This is a genomic window from Enterobacter cloacae complex sp. SYL001, assembly GCF_049237025.1.
Lineage (GTDB): Bacteria > Pseudomonadota > Gammaproteobacteria > Enterobacterales > Enterobacteriaceae > Enterobacter > Enterobacter intestinihominis.
This window is the reverse complement of sequence record NZ_JBMKJI010000011.1, coordinates 41146-62748: the sequence shown is the minus strand read 5'-3', so window position 1 is coordinate 62748 and position 21603 is coordinate 41146. Positions and strand designations below refer to the sequence as shown.

The following is a 21603-nucleotide window of genomic DNA, read 5'->3' as shown; positions in this document are numbered from 1 at the left end:
CATAACCTTAGTTATATCAAGGATTCTCTCAGAGCTGGCGGCGGTTGTATGGGCGATGGCGCACAAAAAAGCCCTGCCGGGGCAGGGCCTTGTGCGGTCTGTGAGCGTTGTCGGGTGGCGGCTGCGCCTAACCCGACCTACAGTTTCGGCGGGTTTGTTAACTGTTTAACGCCGGCCTGTCGCTAATGGCGATGCGCTGCGGCGCGATAGCTTCCGGCACGTTACGGGTGAGGTCAATATTCAGCAGCCCGTTAGTGAACGTCGCGCCAGAAACTTCCATATGGTCTGCCAGGGTAAAGCTCAGGCTAAACGGCTGAGTGACAAGCCCCTGATGCAACCATTTGGTCTCGGTGTCTGGTTTTTCCGGTGACCCTTTAACGGTCAGGCGCGTACCCTCAAGCTGGATGTCGAGATCTTCCTGACGGAACCCGGCCAGCGCAAGCGTGATGCGGTAGTGGTTATCATCGCTTTTTTCGATGTTGTACGGCGGAAACGTCTGCTGTTCGGTTGCGCTTTGCAGCGCGTTAGCCAGTTTGTCAAAACCGATCCACTGACGCAGCAGGGGGGAAAAATCATAGTTACGCATACTAAATCTCCTTCTGAGAAGCGAGTTCGGCACAGTTTATTTTTGTGCGCAGTTGTACCTGCAAACCCTTACGGATTCGCATATGCTCCCTTTACGGCAAGCAATTTCAGGTGGGCCGCAGCCGCGACCCGCTTAATTAATTGATTTCGATACGACGCGGTTTTTTCTCTTCCGGAATCACACGTTCCAGCTCGATAAACAGCAGGCCGTTCACCAGGTTCGCGCCCTTGACGTGGATGTTTTCAGCCAGCTGGAACTTGCGTTCAAAGTTGCGCTCTGCGATGCCCTGGTAGAGGTAGGTTCGTTCTTTCTGCTCGCCCGCATGGGAGCCTTTCACCACCAGCAGATTGTCCTGCGCGGTGATCTCCAGTTCGCTCTCTGCGAAACCGGCGACAGCAATCGCAATGCGATAGTGGTTTTCGTCAACCAATTCAACGTTGTAAGGAGGATAGCCGTTGCTCTGGCTCTGGTTGTTTTCTAAGTGGTTGAACAGACGATCAAAACCAATGGCAGAACGGTATAGCGGAGAGAGATCGAAATTACGCATAGATAAAAACTCCTGGAATCAGCGAGAAAATGTAGCCTTCCACCATGGACAGGCTTCTGCTTCCCCGAACACCCATCAGGCGTGTCCGTTATCGGGTTACATTCTTAAAATGGGTCTGGATACGGCCTTTTCAAGCCTGTTGATGTGAGATTTTTTTGCACTTTGCTGGTTGTCGCATAGACTCAGGGGCACAGCACAAAGGGTTAAATTGCGATGGCGACCACAGTGCGGGAGTTTTGAGCTATCCATTTTGGACGCGCCTCGCTATAACCCTGAGTTGCAGGTCAATGCCGTGCTACTAATGATGACTGAGTGATGATGAGAAATGTTCTGATTAAGCTGGCGACGTTCAGCGGGGTTGTTTTACTTTGCGGGTGTTCGAGCGTGATGTCGCACACCGGCGGTAAAGAAGGAACATATCCGGGGACGCGCGCCAGTGCCGCCATGATCTCTGATGATGAGACAAACTGGGGTACCAAATCTCTGGCGATTCTTGATATGCCGTTTACGGCGGTTGCCGATACGCTTCTGCTGCCGTGGGATATGTTCCGCACCGACAGCTCAGTGCGTTCGCGCGTTGAGAAAAGCGAGCAGGAGACGCTGGCGACTAACTCCGTCATCCCGCCCGCAGAGATGACCCCGCGCTAATTCTGTGCGGTTTCCGTTAGCCACAGCTGGCGGAAACCGTCCTTCTCTTCCATCCACGCAACAAAACGTCCGTCCGGGGAAAACACCACAGCGTCAGCAAACGGCGGGTTGCCATGATCGGACGTCAAAAACGTCACCTCTCCGGTCTGCGCATCGCAGCAGGCAATGCGGCCTGCAAGCACAAATCCCAGCCCGTTGCCGGAAGGATGCCAGTTAAAGGCCGACTGAATATCGCTCTCAGCGTGGGTCAACTGACGCGGCTCACCGCCTTCAGGGGAGATAAGCCACAGCTGCACAATGCCGTTATCGTCCCGCATTAAAAACGCAATCTGCGTCCCCTGTGGATTGCTGCGCACCCAGTGGCGCGGCACGTTCACCAGCCCCGGATACGCCTTCTGATGGGTGAAGGTAAGGCGGCGTTGCATGACGCCCGCAGGCGGCGCGGGCATTGTATCCGGCGTCCCCTGCAACGGCGCATCGCCCGCCCGTTTCCAGCCCTGCTCGTCCTTGGGAAGGTCCACAATAAACAGTTCGGACACTTTCTCGCCTTTCGCAGACACCGTATCGCCGATAAACGCCAGCCTGTCGTTGTCCACCCAGCCCTCTTCATAGGCGCGGTTAATCTCATCGCTGCCCGGTTGCGGGTTCGGCGTTGTCCGGCTTACCAGCACGCTCCAGAAGGTGCCAGCATATTCCCGCGGATGGTTCCCCTGTGGATTTACCGGACCAAAAGGCGCCGCCACCCCGACGTTACGCAAATCCAGCTTCGGATCGCGCGCGTGCAGCACATGGTCGTTGTAGGTAAAGCTGACGAACTGCCCGTTCGGGCTAAAAACGTGAACGTGGCTGCCGCCACGCAGCGCCCCCGCCGTGTAAGGCGCGGTGATATCCATCGCATCAAGATTGCTCACCTGGCCGTTGTGCGCAATCACTCCCTGACGATGGTGAAAATCATACTGCCAGTCTGCATCCGGGTTTTTCGGGCCGTGGATAAAAACATATTTCTCCCCGGCAGGATGAACGGTCACCACGCCGACATGCGCGCCGTCAGTCGCACGGTAGATCACCTCAACCTCGCCCGTAATGACATTGACCCGCTCAATGGTATTACCGGTAAACGACGCGCCGGACGGGCGGACATCATAGACAAGCCACTGGCTGTCTGGCGTCCAGATGTTGATGTTGGTGAGCTGGTGGTTGCGGGAAGCGAAGGTGATTTGTTTCATGAAAATACCCTGATGCGCGGTTATCGCATCAGGGTAAAACATCCGAAGGGATTAGCCTACTCGTTTCACGTCACCTACCAGCAGGATGTAGGAGAGCGCGCCGATCAGCGCCACGGCAGAGATATACACCAGAGCCGGACCAAAGCCGTAGTCCTGCGCCAGGTAACCGATGACCAGCGGCACGGTGATCCCGCCCAGGCCGCCAACGAAGTTAAACACGCCACCGGTCAGGCCAATCAGCCGCATCGGTGCCAGGGACGACACCAGCGACCAGGTGATGGAGGCAAAACCGTTCCCGAAGAACGCTACCGCCATCAGGGTCATGATCCACACTGGATCGTTGGTGTAGTTCGCTCCCATGATGCAGGTAGAGATCAGCAGTCCGCAGATAATCGGCGTTTTACGCGCAACGCCCAGTGAGAAGCCTTTTTTCACCAGCTTATCCGCCAGCCAGCCCGAGAGCAGGACGCCGAAAAACGCCGCAAGGAAGGGTACGGTGGTCATAAAGCCCGCCTTCAGCGCGGTTATCCCTTTTTCCTGGGTCAGATAGTTCGGGAACCAGGTGAGGAAGAACCACAGCGTGGAGGTCACCGCGAACTGGCCCAGATATACGCCCACCAGCTTACGGTGGAAGACCAGCTTCCAGTCCGCTCTGGTCAGCGGCTGGCGCGCCTCTTTTTTCACTGGCGCATCGCCATCCACCAGACCGCCGCCGTCGCGGATGTAGTCCAGTTCGGCTTTGGTGATGCTTTTGGTCAGACGCGGCGGCTGATAGACCTTAAACCAGATTAACGACCAGATAATGCCGATCCCGCCGGTGACGATGAACACCCAGTGCCAGCTCAGCAGCTCCTGGATCCAGATTAACAGCGGCGTCAGAAACGCCAGACCAACAAACTGCCCGGAGGTGTAAAAACCAACAGCGGAAGCGCGTTCGTGTTCAGGGAACCAGCTGGTCACCATGCGGTTGTTGGTCGGGAACGCGGGCGCTTCAAACACCCCGGTGATGGCGCGCAGGCCTATCAGCGACATCAGCCCGGTGGCGAAGCCCTGGAACAGGGTCGCCACGGACCAGCCCAAAATAGCGATAAAGTAGGTCAGACGTGACCCCACGCGGTCAAGGAACCAGCCGCCGGGGATCTGGCAGAGCGTATACAGCCAGGCAAACGCCGAGAAGACGTAGCCCATTTCCGCTTTGGTGATGCCAAACTCTTCCTGAATATGGGCCGAGGCCACAGCAAGGTTGGCGCGGTCGACATAGCAAATGACCACGGTAATAAAAATCATAATTAGCGTCAGGTAGCGGCGACGCCCGGTTTTTGTAGCAGTAACTGGAATATCCATCGCAATCTGTCTCCAGATTTTGGGCATAGCGAAGCCGCTCACCATGCCCTGTAATTTACAGAGGGTTATAATTTTTCTATGTACGTTTTTTTTGCCCGGTGGCGCTTCGCTTACCGGGCCTACGAGAGAGTAGGCCGGATAAGCGTAGCGCCATCCGGCGATTTACCACTCGGCTACGGAACCGTCTTCAAGACGCCACAGTGGGTTACGCCAGTCCGGCGCACTTTTACTCAGCTCAATGACTTTGGCTTCGTCGATCTCCACGCCAAGGCCCGGCTTCGTTAACGGTTTAAAGAAACCGCCTTCCATGCTGAAGTCTTCCTTGTTTTTCACAAAGTCGAGCAGCTCCGCGCCCTTGTTATAGTGAATGCCCATGCTTTGTTCCTGGAACACCGCATTGCGGGAGACGAAGTCCACATGCAGACAGGCTGCCAGCGCAATCGGCCCAAGCGGACAGTGCGGTGCCAGCGCCACATCGTAGGCTTCTGCCATGCCGGCAATTTTGTAGCATTCGGTGATGCCACCCGCGTGGGAGAGGTCCGGTTGCAGGATCGCAATGCCGCCCGCTTCCAGCACGCGCTTAAACTCGAAGCGCGAGAACATACGCTCCCCCGCCGCGATGGGAATGTGCGTCTGTTCAGCCAGTTTTGGATAGTATTCCGCCTGCTCGGCCAGAACAGGCTCTTCAATAAACAGCGGGCGATACGGCTCCAGCTCTTTAATCAGCACTTTGGCCATTGGCGCGCTGACGCGGCCGTGGAAATCCAGGCCAAACTCAATCTCGTTGCCGAAAGCCTCGCGGATTTGCGCCACGGTGTTCACCGCCCGGTCTACCGCGCGCGAGTTGTCGATAACGCCCATCTCTTCGCAGCCGTTGAGTTTGAAGGTGTCAAAACCGATGTTGCGCAGCTGCCGGATACCGTCGATCACTTCCGCAGGGCGGTCACCGCCCACCCAGCTGTAGGCTTTGATTTTGTCTCGCACCAGGCCGCCCATTAATTGCCAGACCGGGGCATTCAGCACTTTGCCTTTGATATCCCACAGCGCCTGATCGATACCGGCGATGGCGCTCATCAGGATCGGACCGCCACGGTAAAATCCCGCCCGGTACATGACCTGCCACAGGTCGTTGATGCGCGCCGGATCCTGGCCAATCAGGTATTCACCCAGCTCGTGAACCGCGGCTTCAACGGTGCGCGCACGGCCTTCAATCACCGGCTCGCCCCAGCCAACCACGCCTTCGTCGGTTTCGATTTTCAGGAACATCCAACGCGGGGGTAAACGGTACGTGGTAAGTTTGGTTATTTTCATTGCACTGCCTCTCGATACGCTTTCACAAATGCTGCCGCCTGATGTGCGGTACGCTCAACGGGCTGTCCGGCACGATAGAGATCGCTGCCCAGCCCCGCGCCCGCACAACCTGCTTTTATCCACTGCACCAGGTTTTCCGGCGTGACGCCGCCCACGGCAAAGACCGGCACGCTGGCGGGTAAGACCGCTTTCAGCGCTTTGATGTAATCCGGACCAAAGGCCGACGACGGGAAAATTTTGAGAGACTGTGCGCCCGCATCGAGGGCGGCAAAGGCTTCTGTGGCCGTGGCGCAACCCGGGCATACGGTCATGCCGTAATCCACCGCCCGGCGGATCACCTTGGGGTTGATATTCGGTGTGACGATAAGCTTGCAGCCCATCTTCGCCAGTTCATCCACCTGCTCCGGCTGTAATACGGTACCAGCACCAATCAGCGCCTTATCACCGAACGCCTTAACAACTGCCGGAATGCTTTTTTCCCATTCCGGGGAGTTGAGCGGGATTTCCACCGCGTCGAACCCGGCGTCGATCACCGCGCCAACGTGCGCTAAGGCCTCACCGGGCGTGATACCGCGCAAAATCGCGATCAGGGGAAGTTCAGTTTGCCACTGCATGAGCGATGCTCCTTATACCTGCCTGAAATGCCGTGTCGCCTTCCACCGCAGCAACATCCCGTCCGATAGCGTGGAACGCCTGGCGGTAACGAGACGTCAGCGATGAACCCGCGACGAGCGTGATGGCCTGCTGCCCGGCGAATGCGTCGCTCAGGGTGGCGACTTCGGCGCCAATCAGCAGGCCGGACAGAAATTCGCTGACCTGCTCGCGCGGAAGATTTCCCAGCACGTGCGAGGCGCGAACCTCAAAAAGTTGCGGCAAAACGGCAGGGGATGCGATCCCGCGCTCAAGCCCGGCGGCAAACGCTTCCGGCGAAGGGGTTTGCTCCGGCAAACCGGCCCCCACCAGCGAATGCTTAAGCAGCAAGTGGTGCAGTTCGCCGGTCATCACCGTGCGGAAATCATGAATTTGCTCAGCATCCGCCTGGACCCATTTGCAGTGCGTCCCGGGCATGACGTAGACAGAAGAAGGAGAAAGGGTGCGCGCCCCGAGCAGCTGCGTCTCTTCGCCGCGCATCACGTTATGGTTATCGTCGCGAGAGACGTATAAACCGGGAATAATCCAGACATTGTCGCCAACGGACGTTAACTGCTCGCCAACGGCGGTGAAATGCACCGGAACCGACAGGTAAGGCGCAACCTTCCAGCCCACGTTACTGCCGACCATTCCGGCCATCACCACTGGCGTAGTACCGTCGCGCCAGTTTTGTGTCACCTCTGCTAACACCGCTTCGGGGGATTTACCGTTCAGGCGCGTCACACCTGCTTCTGATTGCCTGCTTTCCAGACACTGCTCCCCCTGGTAGAGCCAGGCGCGCAGATTGGTCGATCCCCAGTCAATTGCGATGTAGCGTGATGTCATGTGATTTCCTTCAACCTTCGTGTCGAGCTGGCGATCATGGTCAGCGCCGCCTGCTCTGCCGCATCGCCGTCCTGATGCCGTATCGCATCGAACAGCGCTTTATGTTCCTGAAGCGTTTTCGGCATGTTGGCCTCATCGCCCATCCAGGTACGTTCAAATACTGCTCGCTGTAGCGAGCTGATCGCCACGCTAAGCTGCTGTAACACCGGGTTATGCACCGACTGCAGTACCGCCTCGTGGTAGCGAATGTCCGCCTCGTTGAACGCCTCCCGATTCTGGTTATTGGCGATCATGTCGTTTAACGCCGACTCAATCTGTGCCAGGTCACCTGACGTTGCGCGCTCTGCCGCCCAGCGGGCGATGGCCGGTTCCACCAGATTTCGGACTTCGCTCATCGCGCCGATAAGCCGTGGGTCGTAGTCGTTTTCCAGTACCCATTGCAGAACATCGGTATCGAGGTAGTTCCACTGGTTACGCGGCGCAACAAACGCGCCGCGATAGCGCTTCATTTCAATCAGCCGCTTCGCCATCAGCGAGCGGAACACTTCCCGGATGATGTTGCGCGAGGTTTCAAACTCCTCGCACAGTTCCGCCTCTGCTGGCAGCGGCGAACCGGGAACGTATTTGCCACCCACAATCTGAGTGCCCAGCGTGATGACAATGCGATCGGTTTTATTGAGTGTCATGGAGAGTCCTTGTGCTCTGTAAGTCCATCACTACTTTACCGCGACCGCTGAATTTCGCCTCACTTTTGCAGTACAAACGTGAGTCCTTTCGCCTTTGCCGTGGTGACAATGTAGTACAATCAGTTAATGTTGCACTACAATCCAGATCACAAAAAGAACAATTCGATAAATTCAGCGCTAAAAAAAGCCCCGGTTGATAACCGAGGCTGATGATTACAGACAGCTGTTAGGACAGGACAAATTTCTCAATCGCATAAGCCACGCCGTCTTCCAGGTTAGATTTGGTGACGAAGTTCGCCACTTCTTTCACCGACGGGATGGCGTTATCCATCGCCACGCCCATGCCTGCATATTCGATCATCGCAATATCGTTTTCCTGGTCGCCCAGCGCCATAATCTCCTCAGGCTTGATGCCCAGCGCATCGGCAAGCGATTTGACACCCGTGCCTTTATTGACGCGTTTATCGAGGATTTCGAGGAAGTACGGCGCACTTTTCAGCACGGTGTATTTCTCTTTTACCTCAGCCGGAATGCGTGAGATGGCTTTGTCGAGAACCGCAGGTTCATCAATCATCATCACTTTCAGGAACTGGGTTGCCGGGTCCATGTTTTCCGCTTCGCAGAACACCAGTGGAATGGTTGCAACGTAGGACTCGTGCACCGTGTAGTAGCTGATATCGCGGTTGGCGGTGTAAAGCGTATTGCGATCGAGCGCGTGGAAGTGAGAGCCCACTTCGCGGGAGAGTTTTTCAAGGAACAGGTAGTCATCATAGCTCAGTGCAGTTTGCGCCACCGTGCTGCCATCTGCTGCCTTTTGCACCAGAGCGCCGTTATAGGTGATGCAGTAATCGCCAGGCTGATTCATGTGCAGCTCTTTCAGGTAGCTGTGCACCCCGGCATACGGGCGTCCGGTGGTGAGCACCACGTTCACGCCTTTTTCGCGTGCGGCGGCGATCGCATTTTTAACGGCAGGAGAGATAGTGTGGTCTGGCAGCAGCAGCGTGCCGTCCATATCGATTGCAATGAGTTTGATAGCCATGAGGTCCCCGGGATAAATGAGTGCTATTTCATGCTAACGCGATTAAGCACACAAAAATAGAGCTACCTTGCGTAACAAAAAGCCCCTTTTATATTTATCCCGGGAACAAGAACTCACTCGTGGGTGAGAACGATTTTGCCAAACGCACCGCGATCCAGATGCTCAAGCGCCTGTTCCAGTTCGTCAAAACGATAGCGATGTTCAATCACCGGTTTTAACTCCGTGACATCAACAGCACGGACGAAATCTTCCAGCGCCCGGCGGTGTCCAACCCCAATCCCCTGAATGACGGGGGATTTCAGCAGCAGCTCGCCAGCAGGCAGGGAAATGTCCGTTCCGGCCAGCACGCCAATAACGGAGATACGCCCGTGAACGGCTACCGCGCGAAGGGAATGTCTCAGGTTCTCCCCACCCACGGTTTCGATAATATGGTCGATGCCGCGATCCTGCGTCAGTGCCAGCGTATTTTCAGCCCAGTCGCCTTTCAGTCGGTTGATGCCCTGGCTGGCCCCCAGCTTTTTGGCCAGTGCCAGTTTTTCATCACTCCCCGACGTAACAATAACTTCTGCGCCGTGCGCTTTTGCTATCTGCAAAGCGAATAGCGCCACACCGCCCGTGCCTTGTACCAGCACCGATTGCCCGGCGCGTAAATGACCGCGCTCCACCAGCGCGAACCATGCGGTAAGCCCCGCGCAAGGAAGCGTGCTGGCCTCAGCGTCATCCAGGCTTTCCGGGGACGCCACCAGCGCGTTTTCACTCACAATCACATATTCGGCCAGCATGCCCTGGAAGTATCCACCGGACGTTTTATAGGGCAAATCGCGCGCGTCTGCCTGCGGCTTGCCGTCGATCCATTCCGGGAAGAAGGTTGAGATGACGCGTGCGCCGGGTTTGAAACGCGTAACGCCTTCGCCAATGCTGTCCACCACGCCTGCCATGTCAGATGCTGGGGTAAACGGGAAGGAAAGCGGAATCGGCATCGTGCCTTCAATCACCATTTTATCCCGGTAGTTGAGCGCAACGGCATTAACCCTTACGCGAACCTCCCCCGGGCCTGGCTGTGACACAGGCACCTGAACAAGCTGAAGGCTCTCGCGCCCAAGGGCGTTCATTGACCAGCGCTGCATTGTTTCTGTCATTTTTTCTCTCCTGCCATCAAATAAGCTTTAGGACTGACAGTCTACCGTTGACGTTTGGTCGCCAGTGGCGATAAGTTTTCCCATAATTGATGACGCAGTGGATACAATTCATGACCGATACGCTGAAGGATATACCTGTATTTGTGGCCGCCGTTGAGGCGGGAAGTTTTGCGCAGGCCGCCGTCCGTCTGCATTTGTCGCGCTCGGCGGTAGGAAAAAGCATTGCTCGTCTTGAAGAGCGGTTGGGGGTTCGTCTTTTCCAGCGTACCACCCGCAGCCAGAGGCTGACCGACAACGGCGCGCTTTTTTATGAACGCTGCCTGCGCGCGCTGGAGGAGATTCGGGGCGCGGAGTCGCTGCTTGAAACAGGGAAGCAGCAGGTCAGCGGCCGCCTGCGCGTCGCCATGCCGGTTCTGTTTGGTCGCCAGTGCGTCGCGCCACTGCTGATAGAACTGACGCAGGAACATCCTGGGCTTGAGCTTGAAATGTCATTCAGCGACCGCGTGGTGGATCTGGTAGAGGAAGGCTTTGATATGGCGGTACGTAACGGCACGCTGCAGGACAGCAGCGTGCTGGTCGCCAGAAGGCTGGGCGAGCATCGCATGGTGCTGTGTGCCGCCCCGGATTACCTGATGAAGTACGGCCAGCCAGAAAACGTTGCTGATTTACCCCACCACACTGCCATTAACTATCTGCGATCAGGCAGAGTGCTGCCCTGGCAGCTAATGGATAGCGAAGGGAGATCGCACACCTTTACTCCCCGCTCATCACTCAATATGGATGATTTACAGGCAATCTGCGACGCTGCGCTGGCCGGACACGGCATTGCATGGCTGCCCTGCTGGATGGTCGTCAAAGATATTCACCAGGGCAAACTCGTCCCGCTCTTAAAGCAGGCACCGGATGTGCATTTCAACGTTCATGCGGTCTGGCAGCAGACGCCGCATCTGCCGCTGAGGGTTAGAATAGCGATAGATACGCTGGCGAGCCGTTTACCGTCCGTGATGTCGCTGGATATGCCTGCGCCCATAAAAAAGCCGCGCTAAAAGCGCGGCCTGTTATCGTGCGGTATTACGACGATTAAATATCGATGTTCGCCGCTTTCAGGGCGTTCTCTTCGATGAAGGCGCGACGTGGTTCAACCGCATCACCCATCAGGGTCGTGAACAGCTGATCCGCTGCGATTGCGTCTTTAACGGTGACGCGCAGCATGCGACGGCTTTCCGGATCCATGGTGGTTTCCCACAGCTGATCCGGGTTCATTTCGCCCAGGCCTTTATAACGCTGAATAGAGAGGCCACGACGGGACTCTTTCACCAGCCACTCAAGCGCCTGTTCGAAGCTGGCTACCGGCTGACGACGCTCGCCACGTTCGATAAACGCGTCGTCTTCGATCAGACCACGCAGCTTCTCGCCGAGGGTGCAGATACGGCGGTATTCCGGACCGGTAACAAACTCGTGCTCCAGCGGGTAGTCGGTATCGACGCCGTGGGTACGCACGCGTACGATCGGCTCGAACTGCTGCTCAGCGTTCTGCTGAACGTCGAACTTCCACTGGCTGCCGTGCTGCTCTTTCTCGTTCAGCTCGCTCACCAGGGTGTTCACCCAGCGGGTGACGGTCTGCTCGTTGCTCAGATCGGCTTCGGTCAGGGTCGGCTGATAAATCAGCTCTTTCAGCAGCGCTTTCGGATAGCGACGCTCCATACGGCCAATCATTTTCTGCGTCGCGTTGAACTCGGAGACCAGACGCTCCAGCGGTTCACCGGCCAGCGCTGGCGCGCTGGAGTTTGCGTGCAGGGTCGCACCATCAAGGGCGATCGCGATTTGGTACTGATCCATCGCCTCGTCATCTTTAATGTACTGTTCCTGCTTGCCTTTCTTCACTTTATACAGCGGCGGCTGGGCAATGTAGACGTGGCCGCGCTCAACGATTTCCGGCATCTGACGATAGAAGAAGGTCAACAGCAGCGTACGAATGTGCGAGCCGTCGACGTCCGCATCGGTCATGATGATGATGCTGTGATAGCGCAGTTTGTCCGGGTTGTACTCGTCGCGACCGATGCCGCAGCCGAGCGCGGTGATGAGCGTCGCCACTTCCTGAGAAGAGAGCATCTTGTCGAAGCGCGCTTTCTCAACGTTAAGGATTTTACCCTTCAGCGGCAGAATCGCCTGGTTCTTGCGGTTACGGCCCTGCTTCGCAGAACCGCCCGCGGAGTCCCCTTCCACGAGGTACAGTTCGGACAGCGCCGGATCGCGTTCCTGGCAGTCAGCCAGTTTGCCCGGCAGGCCTGCCAGGTCCAGTGCGCCTTTACGGCGGGTCATTTCACGGGCTTTACGCGCCGCTTCACGGGCACGCGCCGCATCGATAATTTTACCCACCACGATTTTCGCGTCGGACGGGTTTTCCAGCAGGTATTCGCTCAGCAGTTCGTTCATCTGCTGTTCAACCGCCGATTTCACCTCAGAAGAGACCAGCTTGTCTTTGGTCTGTGAGGAGAATTTCGGATCCGGCACCTTCACGGAGACCACGGCAATCAGGCCTTCACGGGCATCGTCACCGGTGGCGCTGACTTTCGCTTTTTTGCTGTAGCCTTCTTTGTCCATGTAGGCGTTCAGGGTACGGGTCATCGCCGCGCGGAAGCCCGCAAGGTGAGTACCGCCGTCGCGCTGTGGAATGTTGTTGGTAAAGCAGTAGATGTTTTCCTGGAAACCATCGTTCCACTGCAGTGCCACTTCCACGCCGATACCGTCTTTTTCAGTAGAGAAGTAGAAGATATTCGGGTGAATTGGCGTTTTGTTCTTGTTCAGATACTCAACGAACGCCTTGATACCGCCTTCGTAGTGGAAGTGGTCTTCTTTGTTGTCGCGTTTGTCGCGCAGTCGAATCGACACGCCGGAGTTCAGGAACGACAGTTCACGCAGGCGTTTCGCCAGGATCTCGTACTCGAATTCGGTGACGTTGGTGAAGGTTTCAAGGCTCGGCCAGAAACGCACCATGGTACCGGTTTTGTCGGTATCACCGGTAACGGCCAGCGGTGCCTGCGGCACACCATGGGTGTAAATCTGGCGGTGAATTTTGCCTTCGCGCTGGATAACCAGCTCCAGCTTCTGCGACAGGGCGTTTACTACGGATACGCCTACGCCGTGCAGACCGCCGGAAACTTTATAGGAGTTATCATCGAACTTACCGCCTGCGTGCAGAACGGTCATGATAACTTCCGCAGCAGATACGCCCTCTTCCGGGTGAATACCGGTTGGGATGCCACGACCATCATCGGTAACGGACACGGAGTTGTCCGCATGGATCGTGACCACGATGTCTTTACAGTGACCCGCGAGCGCTTCGTCGATAGCGTTATCTACCACCTCGAATACCATGTGGTGCAGACCGGTGCCGTCATCCGTGTCGCCGATATACATACCCGGGCGCTTACGCACCGCATCCAGTCCTTTCAGGACTTTGATACTGGAGGAGTCATAAGAATTCGACATCAACGTTTCTCGCTCATTTCAACTTGGGTTAATCCGTTATTTTACCCTTTTCCACGGTAAACATCTTCGAATTTTCGTCCGACATGTCCATAACGTGTTCAGCGCTAATGGCGCTGACGAAAACCTGCGACTGCGTGGCTTTTAAGCGGCTGGCAAGTAGCCCGCGCCGCGCGTCGTCAAGTTCCGAGGCAAAATCATCTATCAGGTACAGGCAGCGTCGCCCACTTTCGCGGGTGAGGAATTCCCCCTGCGCCAGGCGCAGCGCGCACATCAGGAGCTTCAGCTGCCCGCGCGACAGCGTGTCTTCCACCGGCGCACCGTCGGCACGAATGCGGAAATCCGCCTTGTGCGGGCCGTGCGCGGTGTAGGTCAACATGCGATCGCGCTCGAAGCTTCTCTCTAACACCTCGGCATAATCCGTCTCTTTTTCCCAGCCACGCTGGAAAGAGAAGGTGAGAGAGAACTCGGGTAAAAACTGTTTGCAGGTATCGGCCATGTCTTCGGCGATACCTGCGCTGTATTCGGCACGCCAGCGGCTGATTTGTTCCGCAAGAGGAATTAATTCCATGTCCCACGGACGCAGCTGGGCGTAGCGCGTGACCTGGCGCAATGCGGCGTTACGCTGTTTAAGCAGACGCTTCAGATTGCTCCAGGCGTTAAAGAAACCGGCTTCATTGTGAAAGCATCCCCAGTCGAGGAACGCTCTTCTGTATTTGGGGCCGCCGTTGAGTAAAGTAAACCCCTCCGGCGTAATCAGCTGCATCGGCATCAGCAGTGCCAGCTCCGCCACCTTGTGGCCGTCGGTGCCGTCGATGCGCACCTTGCTGTCGCCCTGCTTGTCTTTGGTCAGGCCGATGGCGGTTTCCCGCTCGGCACCCTGCAAGCGCCCATGCAGCACAAACGCATCCTGCTCGTGGCGAATCACGCGACCAATCTGCAAACTGCGAAACGCCCGGCCATGACCGAGCGTATAGATGGCTTCCAGCACGCTGGTTTTGCCGCTGCCGTTCGCGCCAACCAGGAAATTAAAGCCAGGGGATAAAGCGAGATCCGCGCTCTCGATGTTGCGAAAGTCGCGGATCAACAGACGGGTGAGCGACATTACAGTCTCATTGGCATAACAACATAAGCAGCCGACTGTGATGCGGCATCTTCAATCTGTACGCTCGAAACGGAGTCAGTCAGCAGGATGCGAACGTTCTCGCATTTCAGTGCATTCAGCACATCCAGCACATAGCTGACGTTGAAGCCGATTTCCATCTCAGCCCCGGCGTAGGTGACGTCCAGAATCTCTTCTGCCTCTTCCTGCTCCGGGTTGTTGGCGGTGATTTTGATCTGGTTTTCACTCACGTACAGACGTACGCCGCGGAATTTCTCGTTGGAGAGAATAGCGGCGCGCGCGAACGCCTGCTTGAGGATGTCGCAACCCGCCTCCAGCGTTTTGTCCGGGTTCTTCGGCAATACGCGGCGATAATCCGGGAAACGTCCGTCTACCAGCTTCGATGTGAAGACAAAATCGCCCACGTGGGCACGAATATTGTTGCTACCGATCTGCACGCGCAGCGGGGTGTCGCCGCCGTCGAGCATACGCATCAGTTCAATTACGCCTTTACGCGGTACGATCACCGAATGGTTTGGCAGTGAATCGCCAATCGGCATGGAACAGACCGCCAGACGGTGACCGTCTGTAGCCACGGTACGCAGCTCTTCACCTTCGGTTTCGAACAGCATGCCGTTTAAGTAGTAACGAACGTCCTGATGCGCCATGGAGAACTGCGTGGCTTCAATCAGACGCTTCATCGTCGCCTGCGGCAGGGTAAATTCAACTTCGCTCTGCCAGTCATCCAGGTTCGGGAAGTCCGCAGCGGGCAACGTGGAGAGGGAGAAACGGCTGCGGCCAGAGCGCACCAGCATGCGGTCGCCCTCCAGCTGCACGGCGATTTCAGCGCCTTCCGGCAGCCCACGGCAAATATCAAAGAATTTACGTGCCGGAACCGTGGTCGCGCCCGCGTCGTGCGGCTGAGTCAGCGTAACGCGCGCGATCATTTCCATTTCCAGATCTGTGCCGGTCAGCGACAGCGTACCGTCAGCGACCTGAAGCAGCAGGTTTCCAAGAATAGGCAGCGTAGGGCGGCCGCCTAATGGGCCACTCACCTGTTGCAGCGGTTTTAATAAATGTTCACGTTCAACGGTAAATTTCATAGCGTCACGATGATAATGTTCTGATTAAATTGGAAAAATCTTCTTTTATGTCGTGGCTTTCTTCGCGTAACTGCTCAATCTTGCGACAGGCGTGCAGCACGGTCGTATGGTCACGTCCACCAAACGCATCACCGATTTCCGGCAGGCTGTGGTTGGTGAGCTCTTTTGCCAGCGCCATCGCCATCTGACGCGGACGCGCCACCGAGCGGGAACGACGTTTAGACAGTAAATCTGCCACTTTGATCTTGTAGTACTCAGCCACCGTCTTCTGAATATTGTCGATGGTGACCAGTTTTTCCTGCAATGCCAACAAATCGCGCAGCGCTTCACGCACAAAATCGATGGTGATCGCACGACCGGTAAAATTGGCGTTGGCGATAACGCGGTTCAGTGCCCCTTCCAGCTCACGAACGTTGGAACGCAGGCGCTTGGCAATAAAGAACGCCACTTCACCCGGCAGGCGAATGTCGTTCTCGTCGGCTTTTTTCATCAGGATCGCGACGCGGGTTTCCAGCTCCGGCGGCTCGATCGCCACGGTCAGGCCCCAGCCGAAGCGGGATTTGAGACGATCTTCAACGCCGTTGATCTCTTTTGGATAACGATCCGAGGTCAAAATGATCTGCTGATTGCCTTCCAGCAGGGCGTTAAAGGTGTGGAAAAACTCTTCCTGCGATCGTTCTTTATTGGCAAAGAACTGGATGTCATCGATCAGCAGCGCATCAACGGAACGGTAGTAGCGTTTAAACTCTTCGATCGCATTGTTTTGCAGGGCTTTTACCATGTCCTGAACGAAGCGTTCGGAGTGCATATACACTACTTTGGCATTGGGCTTACGCGCCATAATGCCGTTGCCCACCGCATGCAGCAGGTGCGTTTTACCGAGACCCGTGCCGCCATAAAGGAACAGCGGGTTGTAAGCACCACCGGGATTATCGGCAACCTGGCGGGCCGCCGCGCGCGCCAACTGGTTCGACTTACCTTCAACGAAGTTATCGAACGTGTGTTTCACGTTAACATTAGAGCGGTAGGTAGGCTCAGCGGGGGCCGGAACGTTATCCCAGCCCTGACGAGCCGGTGCAACGCGAGGCGCTGGAGCGGGCGCCGCCTGTGCAGGGGCTGCCACATTGACAACTTCACGAACGGTTTGGGTGACCGGCTTTGTGCCCACTTCAAAACGCAGCTGTGGGGCATCTGACCCGCAGAAATCGTTAAGCAGTCCATTGATGTTATTAAGGTATTTATCCCTTACCCAATCGAGCACGAAACGGTTTGGCGCGTATAAAGCCAGCGTGTTATCGCTCAGTTCCGCCTGCAATGGGCGGATCCACATACTGAATTCTGTGGCTGGTAACTCATCCTGCAATCGGGCAAGACACTGCTGCCAAAGCGAAAGTGACACGGCGGACTCCACTCGAACAATAAAAGAAAACTATTGAATATTCATGATTGTTGGCGCACATCGACATGACCCCATCAGGGTGATGTGCGAACCGCTATCTGCGGTTATACACGCTATCGTTGATAGAGCCTGAACGATGTTGTGTTTATGTCCGGCCAGGATCGCTGGATCCCGATCAGGACCGCGGATCATAGCCTAAACTGAGCCAGAGATCTTCTGTTTCTCACAGATTCTTCCCGATTTATCCACAGGAAGATCCGGAATCGGGTAAGTGTAAACGATCCTGACGCGAGTGCCTCGCGATTTAGGCCGCATATTGGAAAATTTAATGAGCACAGACAATTTTGGGCTTAAATGATCTAACGAAGATCCAGGAGGATCCTTGCGCTTTGTTGGCGAGCCCGTATAATCCTCGACCCGGCGCGTGATGCTCATCTTCCTGCGTCGTTCGTTGCTCATTTTCCACGCGAAATCGTGCGGAAATACGCAGGGATTTAAGGAAAGAGAATTGACTCCGGAGTGTACAATTATTACAATCCGGCCTCTTTAATCACCCACGCTGAGGCGTTAGTCGTTCGAATCTCGTTCGGGTATACGCAAAAGTCAGTGAATTTATTCAAGTTTAGGTAGAAATCGCCATGAAACGCACTTTTCAACCGTCTGTACTGAAGCGCAACCGTTCTCACGGCTTCCGTGCTCGTATGGCTACTAAAAATGGTCGTCAGGTTCTGGCACGTCGTCGTGCTAAAGGCCGCGCTCGTCTGACCGTTTCCAAGTAATAAAGCTAACCCCTGAGTGGTTAAGCTCGCATTTCCCAGGGAGTTACGTTTGTTAACTCCCACTCATTTCACTTTCGTCTTCCAGCAGCCACTACGGGCTGGCACGCCGCAAATCACCATCCTCGGCCGCCAAAATTCGCTGGGGCATCCCCGCATCGGTCTCACAGTCGCCAAGAAAAACGTTAAGCGTGCGCATGAACGCAACCGGATTAAACGTCTGACGCGTGAAAGCTTCCGTTTACGTCAGCACGAACTGCCTTCAATGGATTTCGTGGTGGTGGCTAAAAAAGGGGTTGCCGACCTCGATAACCGTGCTCTCTCGGAAGCGTTGGAAAAATTATGGCGCCGCCACTGTCGCCTGGCTCGCGGGTCCTGATAGCCCTCATTCGGGTCTATCAACGCCTGATTAGTCCGCTACTCGGGCCACATTGCCGTTTCACGCCAACATGCTCAAGCTACGGAATTGAGGCATTGCGCAGGTTTGGAGTGATAAAAGGCAGTTGGTTGACGGTGAAACGCGTATTAAAATGCCACCCTTTACACCCAGGTGGAGACGACCCCGTCCCTCCAGGACCTTTTGATACCAGAGAACACTAACGATGGATTCGCAACGCAATCTTCTTATCATCGCTTTGTTGTTCGTGTCTTTCATGATCTGGCAGGCATGGGAGCAGGATAAAAATCCTCAACCCCAGCAGCAGACCACGCAGACCACGACCACCGCAGCGGGTAGCGCCGCCGACCAGGGCGTACCGGCCAGTGGCCAGGGGAAACAGATTACGGTTAAGACCGATGTGCTTGAGCTGACTATCAACACCCGTGGTGGTGATGTTGAGCAGGCGCTGCTGTTGACCTACCCGAAAGAGCTGAAGTCTACCGAACCGTTCCAGTTACTGGAAACCACGCCTGAGTTTATCTACCAGGCACAGAGCGGCCTGACCGGTCGTGATGGCCCGGATAACCCGGCGAACGGTGCGCGTCCACTGTATAACGTCGAGAATGACACCTTTGTGCTGGCTGATGGCCAGAACGAACTGGTTATTCCGATGACCTACACCGACGCGGCAGGCAACACCTTCACCAAAACCTTCACCCTGAAACGCGGTGAATATGCGGTGAACGTGGGCTACAGCGTACAGAACACCGGTGCGAAACCGCTGGAAATCTCTACCTTTGGTCAGCTGAAGCAGTCCATCAATCTGCCGTCTCACCGTGACACCGGAAGCAGCAACTTTGCGCTGCATACCTTCCGTGGCGCGGCTTACTCCACGCCAGATACCAAGTACGAGAAATACAAATTCGACACCATTGCCGATAACGAAAATCTGAACGTCAGCTCTAAAGGCGGTTGGGTCGCAATGCTGCAACAGTATTTCGCGACGGCGTGGGTACCGAATAACGACGGTACGAACAACTTCTACACCGCGAACCTCGGCAACGGTATTGCAGCCATCGGCTACAAATCTCAGCCGGTTCTGGTGCAGCCGGGTCAAACCGGTAAGCTGGCAAGCACCCTGTGGGTCGGCCCGGAAATCCAGGACAAAATGGCTGCCGTTGCGCCGCACCTGGATCTGACCGTTGATTACGGTTGGTTGTGGTTCATCTCTCAGCCGCTGTTTAAGCTGCTGAAGTTCATCCACAGCTTCCTGGGTAACTGGGGCTTCTCCATCATCGTTATCACCTTTATCGTTCGTGGCATCATGTACCCGCTGACTAAAGCGCAGTACACCTCCATGGCGAAGATGCGTATGCTACAGCCGAAGATTCAGGCTATGCGTGAGCGTCTGGGCGATGACAAACAGCGTCAGAGCCAGGAGATGATGGCCCTGTATAAAGCAGAAAAAGTGAACCCACTGGGTGGTTGCTTCCCGCTGCTGATTCAGATGCCAATCTTCCTTGCACTGTACTACATGCTGATGGGTTCCGTTGAGCTGCGCCACGCGCCGTTCGCCCTGTGGATCCATGACCTGTCCGCACAGGACCCGTACTACATCCTGCCGATCCTGATGGGCGTGACGATGTTCTTCATCCAGAAGATGTCTCCGACCACCGTGACTGACCCGATGCAGCAGAAGATCATGACCTTTATGCCGGTCATCTTCACCGTGTTCTTCCTGTGGTTCCCGTCAGGTCTGGTGCTGTACTATATCGTCAGCAACCTGGTGACCATCATCCAGCAGCAGCTGATTTACCGTGGTCTGGAAAAACGTGGCCTGCATAGCCGCGAAAAGAAAAAGTCCTGATTCGGTAACTTAACGCTAAAATAAGGGCGGTCGATTGACCGCCTTTTTTATTTGTATTGAACGAGAGCAACCATGAGCCATAACGACACTATCGTCGCCCAGGCAACCCCACCGGGACGCGGTGGTGTAGGCATTCTGCGCATCTCCGGCCTGAAGGCGCGTGAGGTGGCCGAAGCGGTGCTGGGTAAACTGCCAAAGCCGCGCTACGCTGATTATCTGCCATTTAAAGATGCCGACGGCACCTCGCTGGACCAGGGCATTGCGCTGTGGTTCCCCGGCCCAAACTCCTTTACTGGCGAAGACGTGCTGGAGCTTCAGGGTCACGGCGGCCCGGTGATCCTCGACCTGCTGTTAAAACGTATTCTGACCCTGCCTGGCCTGCGCATTGCGAAGCCGGGTGAGTTCTCCGAGCGTGCCTTCCTGAACGATAAGCTCGACCTGGCTCAGGCCGAAGCGATTGCCGACCTGATCGACGCCAGTTCCGAACAGGCAGCCCGCTCCGCGCTGAACTCGTTGCAGGGGGCATTTTCCGCACGCGTGAATCACCTTGTGGAAGCACTTACTCACCTGCGAATCTATGTTGAAGCGGCTATCGACTTCCCGGACGAGGAGATTGACTTCCTTTCTGACGGCAAAATCGAAGCCCAGCTCAACCAGGTGATGAACGATCTGGATGCCGTTCGCGCCGAAGCGCGCCAGGGCAGCCTGCTGCGTGAGGGCATGAAGGTGGTCATTGCTGGTCGCCCCAACGCCGGGAAATCAAGCCTGCTGAACGCCCTGGCGGGCCGTGAAGCGGCGATCGTGACCGACATAGCCGGTACCACCCGCGATGTTCTGCGCGAGCATATCCATATCGACGGCATGCCGCTGCACATCATCGATACCGCTGGCCTGCGCGATGCGAGCGATGAAGTCGAGCGTATCGGTATCGAACGCGCCTGGCAGGAGATCGAGCAGGCCGACCGCGTGCTGTTTATGGTGGACGGCACCACGACCGACGCCGTTGACCCGGCTGAAATCTGGCCAGACTTTATCGCCCGTCTCCCGGCCAAACTGCCGATCACCGTGGTGCGCAATAAGGCCGACGTTACCGGCGAAACGCTGGGCATCAGCGATGTGAATGGTCACTCACTTATTCGTCTGTCGGCCCGTACCGGGGAAGGCGTGGAAGCCCTGCGTAACCACCTCAAACAGAGCATGGGTTTTGACACCAGCATGGAAGGCGGCTTCCTGGCGCGTCGTCGTCACTTGCAGGCGCTGGAAGAGGCGGCTCGCCACCTTGAGCAGGGCAAAGCCCAGCTGATCGGCGCTTGGGCCGGCGAGCTGCTGGCGGAGGAACTGCGTCTGGCGCAGCAGAACCTGAGCGAGATCACCGGGGAGTTTACGTCGGACGATCTGCTTGGACGAATTTTCTCAAGCTTCTGTATTGGTAAGTAATTCCCGATAGAACATGGTGATTTCCTCCAGGGAAATCACCATTGTCCCA

Annotated in this window: 21 protein-coding genes and 1 other annotated feature; of the genes, 7 read left to right on the top strand and 14 right to left on the bottom strand. The window is 56.1% G+C overall.

Annotated features, from left to right (window positions below):
* Positions 1 to 157: 157 nt before the first annotated feature.
* On the bottom strand, positions 158 to 586 hold the full coding sequence (gene ibpB / locus ACOTZP_RS12455; protein WP_022646539.1) for a small heat shock chaperone IbpB: 429 nt from the start codon (positions 584 to 586) through the stop codon (positions 158 to 160).
* 136 nt (positions 587 to 722) lie between these two features.
* Complete coding sequence (gene ibpA, locus ACOTZP_RS12450) at positions 723 to 1133, bottom strand: small heat shock chaperone IbpA (protein WP_003861094.1); 411 nt, start codon at positions 1131 to 1133, stop codon at positions 723 to 725.
* Positions 1127 to 1201 (bottom strand) — a sequence feature (ROSE (Repression Of Heat Shock gene Expression) occurs in the 5'-region of heat shock genes and acts as an RNA thermometer to modulate expression.). It overlaps the preceding gene by 7 nt.
* Positions 1202 to 1448: 247 nt before the next feature.
* On the opposite strand from ibpA, the gene ACOTZP_RS12445 reads away from it, so the two are divergent.
* Complete coding sequence (locus ACOTZP_RS12445; RefSeq protein WP_032622035.1) at positions 1449 to 1781, top strand: YceK/YidQ family lipoprotein; 333 nt, start codon at positions 1449 to 1451, stop codon at positions 1779 to 1781.
* Here ACOTZP_RS12445 and ACOTZP_RS12440 read toward each other — a convergent pair.
* From ACOTZP_RS12440 to ACOTZP_RS12405, 8 genes are all read right to left on the bottom strand, one after another.
* Positions 1778 to 3007, bottom strand: a complete 1230-nt coding sequence (locus ACOTZP_RS12440) for a DUF3748 domain-containing protein (protein ID WP_421633725.1) — start codon at positions 3005 to 3007, stop codon at positions 1778 to 1780. The genes ACOTZP_RS12445 and ACOTZP_RS12440 overlap by 4 nt on opposite strands.
* A gap of 51 nt (positions 3008 to 3058) precedes the next feature.
* Complete coding sequence (locus ACOTZP_RS12435) at positions 3059 to 4396, bottom strand: MFS transporter (protein ID WP_161177384.1); 1338 nt, start codon at positions 4394 to 4396, stop codon at positions 3059 to 3061.
* A gap of 117 nt (positions 4397 to 4513) precedes the next feature.
* Complete coding sequence (dgoD, locus tag ACOTZP_RS12430) at positions 4514 to 5662, bottom strand: galactonate dehydratase (RefSeq protein ID WP_017694024.1); 1149 nt, start codon at positions 5660 to 5662, stop codon at positions 4514 to 4516.
* Positions 5659 to 6276, bottom strand: a complete 618-nt coding sequence (locus ACOTZP_RS12425; protein WP_063849883.1) for a 2-dehydro-3-deoxy-6-phosphogalactonate aldolase — start codon at positions 6274 to 6276, stop codon at positions 5659 to 5661. The genes dgoD and ACOTZP_RS12425 overlap by 4 nt, the downstream gene beginning before the upstream one ends.
* Entirely contained in the window at positions 6260 to 7138 is an 879-nt protein-coding gene (locus ACOTZP_RS12420; RefSeq protein ID WP_063849882.1) for a 2-dehydro-3-deoxygalactonokinase, read from the bottom strand. Before ACOTZP_RS12420 ends, ACOTZP_RS12425 begins: the two co-directional genes overlap by 17 nt.
* Positions 7135 to 7824, bottom strand: a complete 690-nt coding sequence (gene dgoR, locus ACOTZP_RS12415; protein WP_003861109.1) for a D-galactonate utilization transcriptional regulator DgoR — start codon at positions 7822 to 7824, stop codon at positions 7135 to 7137. Before dgoR ends, ACOTZP_RS12420 begins: the two co-directional genes overlap by 4 nt.
* A 226-nt stretch (positions 7825 to 8050) precedes the next feature.
* Positions 8051 to 8863 (bottom strand): sugar-phosphatase, encoded by an 813-nt coding sequence (yidA, locus tag ACOTZP_RS12410; RefSeq protein ID WP_023298954.1) that lies wholly within the window; start codon positions 8861 to 8863, stop codon positions 8051 to 8053.
* A 113-nt stretch (positions 8864 to 8976) separates the two neighbouring features.
* The gene (locus ACOTZP_RS12405) at positions 8977 to 10002 is read right to left on the bottom strand and encodes a zinc-dependent alcohol dehydrogenase family protein (protein WP_271075358.1); all 1026 of its coding nucleotides are present in this window, start codon (positions 10000 to 10002) and stop codon (positions 8977 to 8979) included.
* A gap of 110 nt (positions 10003 to 10112) precedes the next feature.
* Here ACOTZP_RS12405 and ACOTZP_RS12400 point away from each other — a divergent pair, with 110 nt between their 5' ends.
* Entirely contained in the window at positions 10113 to 11048 is a 936-nt protein-coding gene (locus ACOTZP_RS12400; RefSeq protein ID WP_154849748.1) for a LysR family transcriptional regulator, read from the top strand.
* Between the two features lie 34 nt (positions 11049 to 11082).
* On the opposite strand, the gene gyrB is transcribed toward ACOTZP_RS12400, so the two are convergent.
* From gyrB to dnaA, 4 genes are read right to left on the bottom strand one after another with little or no spacing between them, the layout of a single operon-like run.
* Positions 11083 to 13494: a DNA topoisomerase (ATP-hydrolyzing) subunit B gene (gene gyrB / locus ACOTZP_RS12395; RefSeq protein WP_023305131.1), complete on the bottom strand. Its 2412-nt coding sequence runs from the start codon at positions 13492 to 13494 to the stop codon at positions 11083 to 11085.
* A 28-nt stretch (positions 13495 to 13522) separates the two neighbouring features.
* Positions 13523 to 14596: a DNA replication/repair protein RecF gene (recF, locus tag ACOTZP_RS12390; protein WP_022646527.1), complete on the bottom strand. Its 1074-nt coding sequence runs from the start codon at positions 14594 to 14596 to the stop codon at positions 13523 to 13525.
* Positions 14596 to 15696: a DNA polymerase III subunit beta gene (dnaN, locus tag ACOTZP_RS12385; RefSeq protein ID WP_003861122.1), complete on the bottom strand. Its 1101-nt coding sequence runs from the start codon at positions 15694 to 15696 to the stop codon at positions 14596 to 14598. Before dnaN ends, recF begins: the two co-directional genes overlap by 1 nt.
* Before the next feature lie 4 nt (positions 15697 to 15700).
* Entirely contained in the window at positions 15701 to 17095 is a 1395-nt protein-coding gene (dnaA, locus tag ACOTZP_RS12380) for a chromosomal replication initiator protein DnaA (RefSeq protein ID WP_003861124.1), read from the bottom strand.
* 638 nt (positions 17096 to 17733) lie between these two features.
* Here dnaA and rpmH point away from each other — a divergent pair.
* The 5 genes from rpmH (at position 17734) to mnmE (ending at position 21554) form a co-directional block, all read left to right on the top strand.
* Complete coding sequence (rpmH, locus tag ACOTZP_RS12375) at positions 17734 to 17874, top strand: 50S ribosomal protein L34 (protein WP_000831330.1); 141 nt, start codon at positions 17734 to 17736, stop codon at positions 17872 to 17874.
* A 16-nt stretch (positions 17875 to 17890) separates the two neighbouring features.
* The gene (gene rnpA, locus ACOTZP_RS12370) at positions 17891 to 18250 is read left to right on the top strand and encodes a ribonuclease P protein component (protein ID WP_006808764.1); all 360 of its coding nucleotides are present in this window, start codon (positions 17891 to 17893) and stop codon (positions 18248 to 18250) included.
* Positions 18214 to 18471 (top strand): membrane protein insertion efficiency factor YidD, encoded by a 258-nt coding sequence (gene yidD, locus ACOTZP_RS12365; protein ID WP_001307474.1) that lies wholly within the window; start codon positions 18214 to 18216, stop codon positions 18469 to 18471. The genes rnpA and yidD overlap by 37 nt, the downstream gene beginning before the upstream one ends.
* A gap of 2 nt (positions 18472 to 18473) precedes the next feature.
* Positions 18474 to 20117 (top strand): membrane protein insertase YidC, encoded by a 1644-nt coding sequence (yidC, locus tag ACOTZP_RS12360; protein ID WP_023298949.1) that lies wholly within the window; start codon positions 18474 to 18476, stop codon positions 20115 to 20117.
* Positions 20118 to 20189: 72 nt separating this feature from the next.
* On the top strand, positions 20190 to 21554 hold the full coding sequence (gene mnmE / locus ACOTZP_RS12355; protein ID WP_022649885.1) for a tRNA uridine-5-carboxymethylaminomethyl(34) synthesis GTPase MnmE: 1365 nt from the start codon (positions 20190 to 20192) through the stop codon (positions 21552 to 21554).
* Positions 21555 to 21603 lie beyond the last annotated feature (49 nt).